Source organism: Aquincola tertiaricarbonis, from assembly GCF_000969605.1.
In the GTDB taxonomy this organism is placed as follows: domain Bacteria; phylum Pseudomonadota; class Gammaproteobacteria; order Burkholderiales; family Burkholderiaceae_C; genus Aquincola; species Aquincola tertiaricarbonis.
Map to the genome: position 1 here is coordinate 273482 of NZ_JZUE01000006.1, position 12970 is coordinate 286451.

15 protein-coding genes are annotated in these 12970 nt (G+C 72.0%); 8 read left to right on the forward strand and 7 right to left on the reverse strand.

The annotated features are described in order from the left end of the window. Positions 1-9: 9 nt before the first annotated feature. From VO99_RS09770 to VO99_RS09780, 3 genes are all read left to right on the forward strand, one after another. On the forward strand, positions 10-1365 hold the full coding sequence (locus tag VO99_RS09770) for a DUF3422 family protein (RefSeq protein WP_046112628.1): 1356 nt from the start codon (positions 10-12) through the stop codon (positions 1363-1365). A 141-nt stretch (positions 1366-1506) separates the two neighbouring features. Continuing rightward, a complete protein-coding gene (locus VO99_RS09775; protein ID WP_052736226.1) occupies positions 1507-2673 on the forward strand; it encodes a DUF3182 family protein in 1167 nt (388 codons plus the stop codon). Then, on the forward strand, positions 2660-3517 hold the full coding sequence (locus VO99_RS09780; protein WP_046112629.1) for an alpha/beta hydrolase family protein: 858 nt from the start codon (positions 2660-2662) through the stop codon (positions 3515-3517). Before VO99_RS09775 ends, VO99_RS09780 begins: the two co-directional genes overlap by 14 nt. On the opposite strand, the gene VO99_RS09785 is transcribed toward VO99_RS09780, so the two are convergent. Continuing rightward, positions 3505-5376 (reverse strand): ATP-binding cassette domain-containing protein, encoded by a 1872-nt coding sequence (locus VO99_RS09785; protein ID WP_046112693.1) that lies wholly within the window; start codon positions 5374-5376, stop codon positions 3505-3507. The two genes, VO99_RS09780 and VO99_RS09785, sit on opposite strands and share 13 nt — an antisense overlap. A gap of 204 nt (positions 5377-5580) precedes the next feature. On the opposite strand from VO99_RS09785, the gene VO99_RS09790 reads away from it, so the two are divergent. From VO99_RS09790 to VO99_RS09805, 4 genes are read left to right on the forward strand one after another with little or no spacing between them, the layout of a single operon-like run. Continuing rightward, entirely contained in the window at positions 5581-6192 is a 612-nt protein-coding gene (locus VO99_RS09790; protein WP_046112630.1) for a cysteine hydrolase family protein, read from the forward strand. 16 nt (positions 6193-6208) lie between these two features. Next, positions 6209-8296 carry an NAD(+) synthase gene (locus VO99_RS09795; protein ID WP_046112631.1) on the forward strand — a complete coding sequence of 696 codons (2088 nt, stop codon included), beginning with the start codon at positions 6209-6211 and terminating at the stop codon, positions 8294-8296. Continuing rightward, positions 8293-8574, forward strand: a complete 282-nt coding sequence (locus VO99_RS09800; protein WP_046112632.1) for a DUF427 domain-containing protein — start codon at positions 8293-8295, stop codon at positions 8572-8574. Before VO99_RS09795 ends, VO99_RS09800 begins: the two co-directional genes overlap by 4 nt. Further along, a complete protein-coding gene (locus VO99_RS09805; protein ID WP_046112633.1) occupies positions 8574-9257 on the forward strand; it encodes an NUDIX hydrolase in 684 nt (227 codons plus the stop codon). The genes VO99_RS09800 and VO99_RS09805 overlap by 1 nt, the downstream gene beginning before the upstream one ends. A 68-nt stretch (positions 9258-9325) precedes the next feature. On the opposite strand, the gene VO99_RS09810 is transcribed toward VO99_RS09805, so the two are convergent. Continuing rightward, on the reverse strand, positions 9326-9691 hold the full coding sequence (locus VO99_RS09810) for a hypothetical protein (protein WP_046112634.1): 366 nt from the start codon (positions 9689-9691) through the stop codon (positions 9326-9328). A 72-nt stretch (positions 9692-9763) separates the two neighbouring features. Here VO99_RS09810 and VO99_RS09815 point away from each other — a divergent pair, with 72 nt between their 5' ends. Continuing rightward, the gene (locus VO99_RS09815; protein WP_046112635.1) at positions 9764-9997 is read left to right on the forward strand and encodes a hypothetical protein; all 234 of its coding nucleotides are present in this window, start codon (positions 9764-9766) and stop codon (positions 9995-9997) included. 10 nt (positions 9998-10007) lie between these two features. Here the strand turns inward: VO99_RS09815 and VO99_RS09820 are convergent, their stop codons facing one another. From VO99_RS09820 to VO99_RS31260, 5 genes are all read right to left on the reverse strand, one after another. Continuing rightward, positions 10008-10721: an extensin-like domain-containing protein gene (locus VO99_RS09820; RefSeq protein WP_232315325.1), complete on the reverse strand. Its 714-nt coding sequence runs from the start codon at positions 10719-10721 to the stop codon at positions 10008-10010. Then, a complete protein-coding gene (locus VO99_RS09825) occupies positions 10718-11179 on the reverse strand; it encodes a tellurite resistance TerB family protein (RefSeq protein ID WP_046112636.1) in 462 nt (153 codons plus the stop codon). The genes VO99_RS09820 and VO99_RS09825 overlap by 4 nt, the downstream gene beginning before the upstream one ends. A gap of 47 nt (positions 11180-11226) precedes the next feature. Next, positions 11227-11559, reverse strand: a complete 333-nt coding sequence (locus VO99_RS09830) for a hypothetical protein (protein WP_046112637.1) — start codon at positions 11557-11559, stop codon at positions 11227-11229. Positions 11560-11675: 116 nt separating this feature from the next. After that, positions 11676-12584, reverse strand: coding sequence for a LysR family transcriptional regulator (locus tag VO99_RS09835; RefSeq protein WP_046112638.1), 909 nt, complete (start codon positions 12582-12584; stop codon positions 11676-11678). 15 nt (positions 12585-12599) lie between these two features. After that, positions 12600-12970: hypothetical protein (locus VO99_RS31260; RefSeq protein WP_232315326.1), on the reverse strand; the 371-nt coding region annotated here is incomplete at its 5' end.

Genomic DNA, 12970 nt, shown 5'->3' on the forward strand with positions numbered 1-12970 from the left:
CCGGCCGCCATGTCATCACTTCTTTCAGCTCTTACCGACGAAATCGCGCAGCCGGCCGGCGCCTTGCCGCCGGACGACAGCCTTCGCGACGAACTGCACAACGAGGTGCATGCCCGCCCCTCGGCCCGCATCCGTCTGCCGGCGCTGGTGTTCACGGTGGCCGTGCTCAACCACGGCGTGAGCCGGGAGGACGAATGTGCCCACCTGCAGCGCCTGCCCGGCCAGGCCGGGCTGCGGCCGCAGGACCTGGAGGCCAACTTCCTGCGGCTGCGCTTTGCCGACCACACGCTGAAATGGGAGCGCCACACCGAGTTCACCCGCTATGCGGTGGTGCAGCCGCTGCCCGAATCCGCCGGCCTGCAGGCGGACAACCCGCCGCTGATCGACGCGCTGGTGCTGGACAAGGCCTGGCTGCGCGCGGTGCCCGGCCGCACCGTGGCCGCGCTGCAGCTGGTGATGCTGGAACATCCGCTGGACGACCCCGCCGCCGCCCTGGAAGCGGCGCAGCGCTGGTTCGGCGGCCGCACGGTGGTGGCTTCGCTGATGGGCAAGGGCCATTCGATGGCCGTCACCAACTTCCGGCTGCGGCCCGACGGCTTCGAGCGCCTGCTGGTGCTGGCGCCGCCGGGCACCAGTGAAACCCGCGCGGGCCGCATCTCGCAGCGGCTGCTGGAGATCGAGATCTACCGGCTGATGGCGCTGCGCGGCCTGCCGGTGGCCAAGGCGCTGGCGCCGGTGCTGGCCGAGTCCGAAGCCGCGCTGGCCGCGGTGACGGCGCGGCTGGAAGCCCGCGAAAGCTCCGAGGCGCAGCTGCTGGACACGCTGATCCACGTCGCCGCGCGAGTGGAGCGCGCCACCGCCGAGCACCAGTACCGCTTCTCCGCCACCGAGGCCTACGACGCACTGGTGCGCCAGCGGCTGGCGGAGTTGCGCGAGATGCCGATTCCCGGCACCCAGACCATCGGTGAATTCATGCAGCGGCGGCTCTCGCCGGCCATCGCCACGGTGGCGGCGGCGGCGCAGCGGCTGGGCTCGCTGTCGCAGCGCATCGAACGCAGCAGCGCCCTGCTGCGCACCCGGGTGGACATCGCCACCGAGACGCAGAACCAGCAGCTGCTGGCCAAGCTCACGCGCGGGCAGGAACTGCAGCTGCGGCTGCAGTCCACGGTGGAAGGCCTGTCCATCGCGGCCATCTCGTACTACGTGGTGAGCCTGCTGCTGTACGGCGGCAAGGCGGCCAAGGCGGCCGGCCTGCCCATCCACCCCGAGATGGCCGCCGGCGCCGCCATCCCGCTGGTGCTGTGGGCGGTATGGCAGGCCACCCGGCGCATCCACCGCCGGCTGCACATGGGCCCGCGGGACTGAAGGCGCCGCGGCGGTGCGCGCAGCCCGCCCGACATGCGGCCCTCTCCTACAACCGATGCGCGTGCCTCCCGTCAGCCACGCTGCAGCGCCACATGCACAGTGGGCCATCGACCACCGGCCACGCCCTTCCGGGAGCCCACCATGATCACTGCGCAAGACCCGAGCACCGCCGCCCTGGCCCGCACCCTGGAAGTGGCCGGCCGCCGGCCCACGGTGGTGTTCCACTGCACCCAGCCGCAGGCCCGTGGCGACAACCATGACCACCGCACCAAGGCTTCGGTCGCGCATGCGCTGGCCGACCTGCTGGGATTGAACTTCGGCGGCATCTACCGCGCCGACGCCCGGCCCGAGGGGCCGCTCTTCTTCGTGCCCAGCGACACCCTCACCAGCGTGGACGCCGCGCGCCACCTGGGCATCGAGTCCGGCGACCAGCTCTTCGGCGGCGTGGTGCCGCATCCCTTCGTGGCCACCAAGCTGGTGTCGCACGGCCTGGTGCACCCTGATGCGCCCGCACCGGCGGGCTGGTCGGCCGCCCATGGCCAGGCCATCCAGGAGGTGGTGCTGCCCGGCTACTCCTGCTTCACGCCGGCCGATGCCCGCGTGGCCGCCGAGCGGCTGCTGGCCCACGGCAGCATGCGGCTGAAGAACCCCGACGGCGTGGGCGGCCTGGGCCAGCAGGTGATGCACAGCGCCGCCGAGCTGGAAGCCTGGCTGGCCGAGACCGATCCCGAGCAGCTGCGCCAGCACGGCGTGGTGCTGGAGCGCAACCTGCGCCAGGTGGAGACGCTGAGCGTCGGCCAGGTGCAGGCCGGCCCGCTGACCGCCAGCTACGTGGGCACGCAGCAGCTCACCCGCAACCACCGCGGCCACGAGGTCTACGGCGGCAGCACCCTCACCGTGGTGCGCGGCGACTTCGAGGCGCTGCGCGAGCTGCCGCTGGCGCCGGAGCTGGCCACCGCGGTGGAGCAGGCGCTGGTGTACCACCGGGCCGCGGCCGAGCACTATCCCGGCTGGATGGCCACCCGCGCCAACTACGATGTGGCCCAGGGCGTGGACGACCGCGGCCAGTGGCGTTCCGGCGTGCTGGAGCAGAGCTGGCGCATCGGGGGCGCCAGCGGCGCCGAGGTGGCGGCGCTGCAGGCCTTCCAGGCCGATCCCGCATGCCGCGTGGTGCGTGCATCCACCCACGAGGTGTATGCCGACAAGGTGAGCGTCCCGGCCGGCGCGCGCGTGCATTACGACGACGACGATGCCGACGTGGGCCGGGTGACCAAGTACGCGCAGGTGGAGGCGCATGCCGACCTTTGAGCACAACGTAGCCATTCCCGTCGACGACGGCAGCATTGCCGGCACCTTCGTCACGCCCGGCACGCAGCTGCCCGGGGTGCTGTTCATCCATGGCTGGGGCGGCAGCCAGTCGCAGTACGTGGCGCGGGCGCGGCAGATCGCGGCCCTGGGCTGCATCTGCCTGGCCTTCGACCTGCGCGGCCATGCGCAGACCAAGCCACAGTTCGAGACCGTCTCGCGGGCCAGCAACCTGCAGGACGTGCTGGCCGCCTACGACCTGCTGGCCGACCACCGCCATGTGGACCGCTCGTCCATCGCGGTGGTGGGCAGCAGCTACGGCGGCTACCTGGCCACCATCCTGACCACGATGCGGCCGGTGCGCTGGCTGGCGCTGCGCGCGCCGGCGCTGTACATGGACTCGGGCTGGGAAGTGCCCAAGCTGCAGCTGCACAAGGACCAGGACCTGAAGGCCTACCGCCGCAGCCTGGTGCCGTTCGCCGACAACCGCGCGCTGCAGGCCACGCACGACTTCGACGGCGACCTGCTGCTGGTGGAGTCGGAGCTGGACACCATCGTGCCGCGGGCGGTGCTGCACAGCTACCGGGAGGCGGGCAAGAGCGCCCGCTCGCTGACCTACCGCTGCCTGCGCGGCGCCGACCACGGCCTGACCAAGGAGCACGACCAGCGGGCCTACACCTCGGTGCTGGTGGGCTGGGTCAACGAGATGGTGTTCGGCGCCCGCGCCGACCAGGTGGCCCCGGCCGCCATCGAGCCGCACGAGCCCGAATCGCCGCCCACGCCGCCCAGCCCCAAGCCGGGGCCGCGGCTGCCGGCGGCCCAGGCCACCGGCACTCAGCCGGCGTGAGGCGCCGCGGCCGGCGCCGGCGAGCCGGCGGCGGTGGTGGCCGCGGCAGCGCCATGCGCGCCCGGCCCCATCGTGGCCATCATCACCGCGAAGGCAGGCTGGCGCTTGACCAGCTCCTCCACCGTGCCCACGTCCTCCACCCGGCCGGCCACCATGAACACCACCTTGTCGAAGTGGGCCAGCAGCCCCAGGCGGTGCACCGAGGCCACGATGCAGGCATCGGGGAAGGCTTCCAGGATGCGCGAGTGCACATGGATCTCGGTCAGCGAATCCAGCGCGCTGGTGGGCTCGTCCAGCAGCAGCACGCTGCTGTGGCGTGCCGCCAGCAGGCCGCGGGCCAGCGCCAGGCGCTGCCGCTGGCCGCCCGAGAGGTTGGTGCCGCGCTCGGCCAGCATGGCCTCGAGGCCGCCCGGCATCGTCTCCAGCACGGGATCGAAGGCGGCGGCATGGATGGCGCGCATCAGCTCGTGCTCGGGCACCGGCTCGTCGAAGGTGATGTTCTCGCGCACCGAGGCTTCGAAGATCTCGGCTTCCTGCGGAATCAGCGTGGCCACCGGCCCCAGGTCGCGGGCGTCGGGCACGAACTGCCCGTCCACCGCGATGTGGGCGGCCCTGGCCTCGTACAGGCCGGCCAGCGCGCGCAGCAGCGTGCTCTTGCCGGCGCCGCTGGGACCCACCAGCGCCAGGCGCTCGCCGCGGTGCAGGCTCAATGCCACGTCGTGCAGGCCGCCGCGCTCATCAGCAGGCTGGCCGGACTCGGCGCCGGCGCGGGAAAAGCGCAGGCCCTGGATGTCGATGCGGTGCCAGCCGGGCTCGGCCAGCGTGGCCGCCTGCTTGCGCTCGGGCGCCTGCATCACGATGGCGGCGCTGGCGAAGTCGGTGCGGGTGCGGGAGATGGCCTGGTACTGGGAGGCAATGGTGCCCAGCACGCCGGCGGCCTGCTGCGCGTACTGGTACACCATGAACAGGCTGCCCAGCATCACGGTGCCGGTGGCCGCGGTCGTCTGCCCGGTGCTGGCCAGCAGCACGTACACCGCCACCAGGCCCCACGACAGCATCACGCCCGACAGGTCGACCGAGCACCACTTCCACTCGTTGAGCACGATGCTGCGGCGCAGCGGCTCGAACACCGCCATCAGCCGGCTGTCCAGCAGGCGGCGCGTGCCTTCCTGCAGCCGCAGGCTGAGCACCGAGGACACGTTGCCCACGAAGTCCAGCAGCCGGGCTGCATAGCGCCGCTCAGCATGGTTCTCCGACACCGCCAGCTTCATCAGCGCACCGTCGAAGGCCACGATCACGCTGGAGATGGCCACCAGGCCCACCACCGCCACCAGGCCGGTGCCGGGCGACAGCAGCCACAGCGCCACCACCGGCCCGCACAGGTTGATGGCGTTCTGCAGGTAGATGAACTGGCTTTGGGTGAAGCCGAACAGCGCACCCGAGGCCTGGCCCACGCGGTGCTGCAGGTCGCCGGAATGGTGCTGCTCGTGCCAGCCCAGCGGCGCCTGCAGCAGCCGGGCGTACAGCGCATCGGCGACGCTGCGCCGCACCCGCAGTGCCACGGTGCGCTCCATCACCCGGGCCGGGCCGTGCAGCGCCCAGCAGCCCACGTAGGCCGCCAGGATGGCGCCGATCCACAGCGCTGCCGGGCCGAGGGCCGCGCGGCCGCCGGACTGGATGCCGTTGATGGCCTGCGCGGCCATCCAGGGAATGCCCAGCTTCATCAGCTGGGAGCCGCCCAGCATGCTCAGCGCCAGCGCGAACTTGCCGCGGGCACCACGGGCATGCAGCCAGATATGCCTGTACAACTCGCCCAGGGAGGCGGGAACGATGGCGGCGGGGGAGGAGGTGGTGGACATGGAATCCTGGAACAGCCGGAACACGGCGCACCTGCCGAGGCAACATGCCAAGGCAGCGGGCACTGTAGGAAGCCGCTTCGGCGGCGTGCAGTCGGCCGCATTACAAAGCGCTTGTAGGGGTTTCCCCGACACGCTTACAAACCTGGGGGCGGCTCGGGGGCGGCACAAGCGTTGCCCGCTGCGGTGGTTGCCAACGGACACACCATGACCCAGCCTGAATCCACGCACGAAGCCGCCGACCGCTGCCCCGGCGGCCTTGCCCTGCTGATCACCGACATGATCAGCCTCTGGGACTTCCCCGATGCCGACAAGCTGCTGCCCGCGGCGGCGGCCATCGCGCCGCGGCTGGCCGCGCTGCGCCGGCGCTGCCACGAGGCCGGCGTGCCGGTGATCTATGCCAACGACAATCGCGGCCGCTGGCGCTCCGACTTCCGCGAGCTGGTGGACAAGGCGCGGCAGGCCGGCGGCCCGGGCGCCCACATCGTGGAGCAACTGGCGCCCCACACCGACGACTACTTCCTGTTGAAGCCCAAACACTCCGCCTTCTTCGCCACGCCGCTGGAGCTGCTGCTGGCCGACCTCGGCATCCGCCAGATCATCGTCACCGGCGTCTCCAGCGACCAGTGCGTGCTGTCCACCGTGTCCGACGCGCGCATGCGCAACATCGACGCGCTGGTGCCGCAGGACTGCATCGGCACCCAGGGCGATGAGCGCAATGCCGCGGCGATCCGCCACTTCTCCGAGGTGCTGGGCGTGGACACCGCCGCCTCGCCTGGCCTGCAGCTGCGGCCGCAGCCCCCTGAACCCTCCGCCTGACCGAGGCCCCAACCCGATGACCGAGCCCACCGACTTCTTCCACCCCGCCGCCCACGGCTTCATGCGCATGGCCGTGGCCGTGCCCCGCGTGCGCATCGCCGACCCGGCCTGGAATGCCGGCGAAACCCTGCGCATGCTGCGCGAGGCCGCCGAGCAGGGTGCCTCGCTGGTGGCCTTTCCCGAGCTGGGCCTGTCGGCCTACACCTGCGACGACCTGTTCCACCAGCGCGCGGTGCTGGACGCCTGCGAGGCCGCCTTGCTGGCCGTGGCCGAAGGCAGCCGCGGCGTGCCGGCGGTGGCCATCGTCGGCCTGCCGCTGCGGGTGCGCCACAGCCTGTTCAACTGCGCGGCGGTGGTGTTCGACGGCCAGATCCTCGGCATCGTGCCCAAGACCTACCTGCCCAACTACGCCGAGTTCTACGAGGCCCGGCAGTTCAATCCCGCAGCCCACGCGCTGGTGGACGAGGTGCGCATCGGCGGGCAGGCGGTGCCGTTCGGCACGCAGCTGGTGTTCGAGGCGGCCAACCAGCCGCTGCTGCGCTTCCACGTGGAGATCTGCGAGGACGTGTGGGTGCCCATCCCGCCCAGCTCCTATGCCGCGCTGGCCGGCGCCACGGTGCTGGTGAACCTCTCGGCCTCCAACATCACCATCGGCAAGTCGGGCTACCGCCACCAGCTGGCCAGCCTGCATTCCGCGCGCTGCATCGCGGCCTACCTCTACACCTCGGCCGGCGTCGGCGAATCCACCACCGACCTGGCCTGGGACGGCCAGGCGCTCATCTATGAATCGGGCGACCTGCTGGCCGAATCCCAGCGCTTTGCCGGCGATGGCCACCTGACGCTGGCCGACGTGGACCTGGAGCGGCTGTCGCGCGAGCGCATGCGCCAGACCAGCTTCGGCCAGTCGGCCGGCCTGCATGCCGAGCAGGTGGCACGCATGCAGGCGGTGCGCTTCGAGCTGCCGCTGCCCGCGCTCACGCCCGAGCTGGCCACGCTGCGGCGCACCGTGCCGCGCTTTCCCTACGTGCCCGCCGACCCGGCCACGCGCGACATCCGCTGCGAGGAGGTGTATTCCATCCAGGTGCGGGCGCTGGTGCAGCGGCTGGAATCCAGCGGCATCCACAAGCTGGTGATCGGCGTCTCGGGCGGGCTGGACTCCACCCATGCCCTGTTGGTGGCGGTGCGGGCCATGGACCTGCTGGGCCTGCCGCGCACCAACGTGCTGGGCTACACCATGCCCGGCTTCGCCACCAGCCCGCGCACGCTGGCGCAGGCACGCGAGCTGATGGAAGCGGTGGGCTGCAGCGCGGCCGAGATCGACATCCGCCCCAGCTGCGAGCAGATGCTGAAGGACCTCGGCCACCCCTATGCCGAAGGGCAGAAGCAATACGACGTCACCTTCGAGAACGTGCAGGCCGGCGAGCGCACCAGCCACCTGTTCCGCCTGGCCAACCACCACCACGCGCTGGTGCTGGGCACCGGCGACCTGAGCGAGCTGGCGCTGGGCTGGTGCACCTACGGCGTGGGCGACCACATGTCGCACTACAACGTGAATGCCAGCGTGCCCAAGACGCTGATCAAGCACCTGGTGCGCTGGGTGGCCGACACCGCCAGCGAGCGCGAACGCGTGGTGCTCAACCAGGTGCTGGACACCGAGATCAGCCCCGAGCTGGTGCCCGGCGAGGCCGACGGCGGCCAGCCCGGCCAGAGCACCGAGGACACGCTGGGCCCCTACGAGCTCCACGACTTCGCGCTGTACCACACCGTGCGCTTCGGCTTTCCGCCCACCAAGGTGGCCTTCCTGGCCTGGCAGGCCTGGCGCGACGCGGAGCACGGCCCCTGGCCGCACAGCCCGCTGGTGGCGCGCAACCAGTACACGCTGGCGCAGATCAAGAAGCACCTGCGCACCTTCGTGTTCCGCTTCTTCCAGACCAGCCAGTTCAAGCGCTCGTGCGTGCCCAACGCGCCCAAGGTAGGCTCGGGTGGTTCGCTGTCGCCGCGTGGCGACTGGCGCGCCCCCAGCGACGCCCATGCCACCACCTGGCTGGCCGACTGGGCCCGCGTGCCCGACGACGAGACCGCAGCCCAGGAGACCGGCACATGAAAGCAATCTGGAACGGCACCGTGGTGGCCGAGAGCGACGACACCGTGGTCGTCGAGGGCAACCACTATTTCCCCGGCGATTCGCTGAAGAAGGAATACATCCTGCCCAGCAACACCAAGACGATGTGCAGCTGGAAGGGCCAGGCCAGCTACTACACGCTGTTCGTGGACGGCGACGCCAACCCGGACGCCGTCTGGTACTACCCCGACCCGAAGGAGGCCGCGGCCGAGATCAAGGACCGGGTGGCCTTCTGGAAGGGCGTGAGGATCGAGGACTGATGACGGTGCGGCGCACCGAGGCGCTGCGTACCCAGGTGCAGGCGCACCTGCAGGCCTTCGCGGTGCAGTCCCTGCGGCCGGCCGCCCGGCCCGGCGACACCCCGCCCGGCCATGCGGCGGTGGCCGTGGCCATCGTCGACGAAGGCCATGGCGCGGCCGTGGGCGGCCTGCCTGCGCATGCCGAATGGTCGGAGGAAGCCGCGCTGGTGCTCACCCGCCGCGCGCTGCACCTGCGCAACCATCCCGGCCAGTGGGCCCTGCCCGGCGGCCGGGTGGACGAAGGCGAAACGCCCGAGAGCGCCGCGCTGCGCGAGCTGGAAGAGGAAGTGGGCCTGGTGCTGGGCCCGGAGGCGGTGCTCGGCCGGCTGGACGACTTCAGCACCCGCTCGGGATTCGTCATCACGCCGGTGGTGGTGTGGGGCGGGCCGGCGCCGCTGCTGGTGGCCAACCCCGGCGAGGTGGACAGCATCCACCGCATCCCGGTCAGCGAGTTCCTCCGCAGCGACGCACCGCGGCTGGAGAACGTGGCCTCCAGCGTGCATCCGGTGCTGCGCATGCCGGTGGGCAGCACCTGGATCGCGGCGCCCACCGCGGCGGTGCTGTACCAGTTCCGCGAGGTGTGCCTGCGCGGCCTGCCCACCCGGGTGTCGCACTTCGAGCAGCCCGCGTTCGCCTGGAAGTGAGGATGTCCTGCCCCCTGGGCGGGCCTGCGGCCCACCGTCCCCCCGAGGGGGAGCCGCCCCAAGGCGGGCTAGAAGCAGTTGGCCGCGTCGATGCCCATGCGGCAGCTCCAGCGGAAGTATTCGCCACCCTGCTTGACCGAGCGGCGGAACACCGCGGTGCTTTCCTGCGCGATGGCATCGGGCAACGGCACCGCCAGTGGCGCGCCGCTGCTGTTGGTGTGGAAGTTGAGGAAGCAGGTGGACTGCGGCGGGCACAGCTGCTCGATCTGCTGGGCATAGGCCGCGCGGTCGCGCGCGGCCGCCTCCGGCACGATCACCACCTGGATGACGCCCTGCCGCCCGGCCACCGGCCAGGTGGCGGCAGGCGCCGCGGCGTGGGAGGCGGCGCACACCAGGAGCGCAGCGGTCGCGGTCAGCACGGGAATCGACTTCATGCGCCGCAGCCTAGGCCATCGCATGCGCCGCGGCGACCGGGATTCGCCCGGGGTTGGGCTACGCTCCGGGCCATGAAGACCTATCAGATCGAAGTGCAGCGCATCAAGGCGATGAACAACAGCCACGGCCTGGTGCGGGCGCGGATCGACGCCGCGGTGCAGTCCGCCCCCGCCCGCGGCGAAGACGACGGCGGCGAGCCCGGCAGCGTGCTGAGCCTGACGGTGGAGAACGCCCGCGTGCTGTTCCTGCTGCTCAAGCAGCAGCTGGCCGAGGTGGATTCGAAGAAGGCACGCAGCCAGCGCTGAAGCCGCCTGGCTACCGGCACAGCCGGTACGGCCCGCGGTCCAGGTGGAAGTGGTCGGCATGCGCCGCGTTGTAGTCCGGGCCCAGCACGCCGTCGAACAGCCCGCAGGCGCCGTCATGCACCTGGCGCAGGAACAGCGAGGCCGCATCGTCGCCCGGCCAATCGGCCGCCACGCTGATGCGGCGGCCGCCCTGCAGCACGAAACCCGCCACGTCCAGCGCATCGGCGGTGGCATGCTGGCTGCGGGCGCCCTCGGCCCGGCCATACACGTTGCGGCAGGCATAGCTGCCGAAGTGCACCAGCCGCACCACCGGCTGGCCGAAGTGCGCCTGCGCCGCCGGCTGCAGCACATGCCGCTCCCACAGCGCCAGCGAGGCCGCGGCACGGCAGGTGAGCGTGAAGGGCTCGCCCACCTGCACCTGGGTGCGCCGCACCAGCAGCGTGTGGCTGAGCTGGCAGCCCGGGCCGGTCACGCGGTCGGGCTGCGGCTGCGCCTGCAGCGGCGTGGTGTCGATGAAGGCCTGGCAGGCCGCCGGCTCCGCGCTCAGCCGCGCCAGCTTGTAGCGGGTGAGCCAGCCGGGCGCTTCTGCCAGCGACAGGGGTGCGAAAGGGTTGTGCCGGTCGGGCAGGCGCCACCAGCGGCCGTGGCCGGCGGCCAGCAGCGCAGCGGCCGCCAGCAGCGCCAGCCACCCTGCCAGCCGGCGCCACCCGCGCCCGGCGCTCAAGCCGCGGCGGCGGCCTGCTGTGCGCGCATCTTGGCGTTCACGTAGGCGCCGTGCGGAATGTGCAGCAGGTCGGCCAGCCGCCACATCACATGGTTCTCATGCGCGCTGAGGGTGCCGTCGGCATAGGCCACGCGCCACATGTGCTCCAGCATCAGCAGCTTCTGCGGCATGTCGCAGTGCTGGTTGATCTGGGAGGTGAAGCCGAAGTAGTCGCTGGCCTGGCGGGACGCCTGCTGCGCCTGGGCCACCAAGGTGTCCAGCTCGTCGTCGGCCAGCGTGAACTTGTCGCGCAGGCCGGCCACCACCGCCTCACGCTCGGCGTCGGTCATCTCGGCATCGGCGCGCATCACCTCCACCAGCATCACGGCAGTGGCCAGTTGCAGCGTGTGGCTGGCCTCGGCCTCTGTGGCCGCGGGCATGCGCAGCGCGTCGAACAGGTCCTTCAAGGTCTTGAGCATCGGCGCAGCCTAACGGCTGGCGTCTGCCCGGCGCGCGGCGCGGTTTTTCAGCGGGCGCTGACGGCCGGGCTGCCGGCCATCACGGCCACGTCGGCGGTGGGGCCGGCGGTCCAGGTGGTGGACGCCGGCGGCTGCACCAGGAAGGTGTTGCCATCGATGTGGACGGCCTGGCGCGCCACCAGCACTGCGGGATGCTGGCCATTGGCCGACGGAGCGGCCTTCCAGCGCGGGCTGGCCGGGTGGCCGACGATGAAGGTGGAGGCGTCGATGCCAGCTTGCGGCTTGGACAACACCGGGGCCGCGCGGTCGGCGGCGGCGGCGGGCTGCACCGCGGCGGCGGCCAGGACGAGAACGAAGGCGGTGGTGAGCGAGAACTTCATGACGGGACTTCCTGCGGTCGAGAGGGCTTGGTACAAACCCTAGGTGGGGAGACTAAGGGATTTCCCTAGAGGTCGATACCCCCAACACCGCACACCCCGTTGTTGCAGCGCAACAATCAGTCGCTCAACGCCCCGGGCACCTCGCGCAGGTAACGGCCGATGGCTTCGGCCGCATGGCGCACCTTGGCCGGCTGGCCATCGCGCTGCGGCGTCACCGCCCACACCGGCAGCGGCGTGCCGCGCCACTCGGGCATCACCGGCAGCAGGCGGCCGGTGCGCAGCTCGTCGTCGATGTCGGCACGCACCGCCAGCATCAGGCCGAGGCCGGCCACGCACAGCTGCTGCAGCGACAGCTGGTTGTTGCCCAGCACCCGCGGCGCGACCCGGAAGCTCTCCTGCGCGCCGGCAGGTCCTTCCAGCGTGAGCAGCAAGCCGCTGCCATCCCGTGCGCCGCCGATCCATTCATGCGATGGCAGCTCGGCCGGCGTGGCGGGCATGCCGGCACGGGCCAGGTAGGCCGGCGCAGCGCACAGCACCAGCTCGAAGCGGCAGAGCCGGCGCGCGGCCCAGCTGGAATCGGCCAGCCGGCCGGCCCGCACCGCCAGGTCGATGCGGGCGTCGATCAGGTCGATCATCGCGTCGTCGACGAACAGCCGCAGGCTGAGCCCGGGATGGGCGGCCAGCAGCGGCGCCAATGCCGGCGCCAGGTGGCGCGCAAAGCCCACCGGCGCGGCCAGGCGCAACTCGCCTTCCGGCGCATCCCGCGCAGCGGTGAGCTGCTGGCGTGCCCGCGCGGCGGCATCCACCATCGCCTGGCAATGCTGGGCCAGCCGGGCGCCGGCCTCGGTGAGCGCCAGCTTGCGGGTGGACCGGTGCAGCAGCGTGACGCCGTGCGCCTGCTCCAGCGCGCGCAGCTGCTGGCTGACCGCCGAGGTGCTGATGCCCAGGCGTCGGCCGGCGGCACTCAGCGAGCCGGCACGCACCACCTCGGCAAATGCGGCCAGGCGCTTCCAGTCGTCCTCCATCGCCGGCGAAGGCGGTTACAGCGCGTAGGCCACCGCACCCTGCCCGTCGATCGACACCCGGCCGCTGGACAGCAGCCGCTGCAGCACGGCCTGCGTGGTGGCGTCGTCGGCCCACTGGCCGAGCAGTGAACGGATGGTGGCCATCAGCCGCGCCCGGCGAGTCGGCTTGTTGGCGGTCTTGCGCAAGCTGGCTTCCACGTGCCGAAGCGACTTCTCCAGGTCGAACGGCCGGCTGGGCGCGGGTGACGCAGCGCTCTGGCGCGGGGCGGGTGCCGCGGCGGGCGTCGGTTGGCGCGCTGCAACGGGCGGCGCAGCGGGCGCGGGCTGCCGTGCCGCGGCAGGCGGCGGCATCCGGCGGGTGTCGGGCGTGGCGCGCGGCGGGTTGG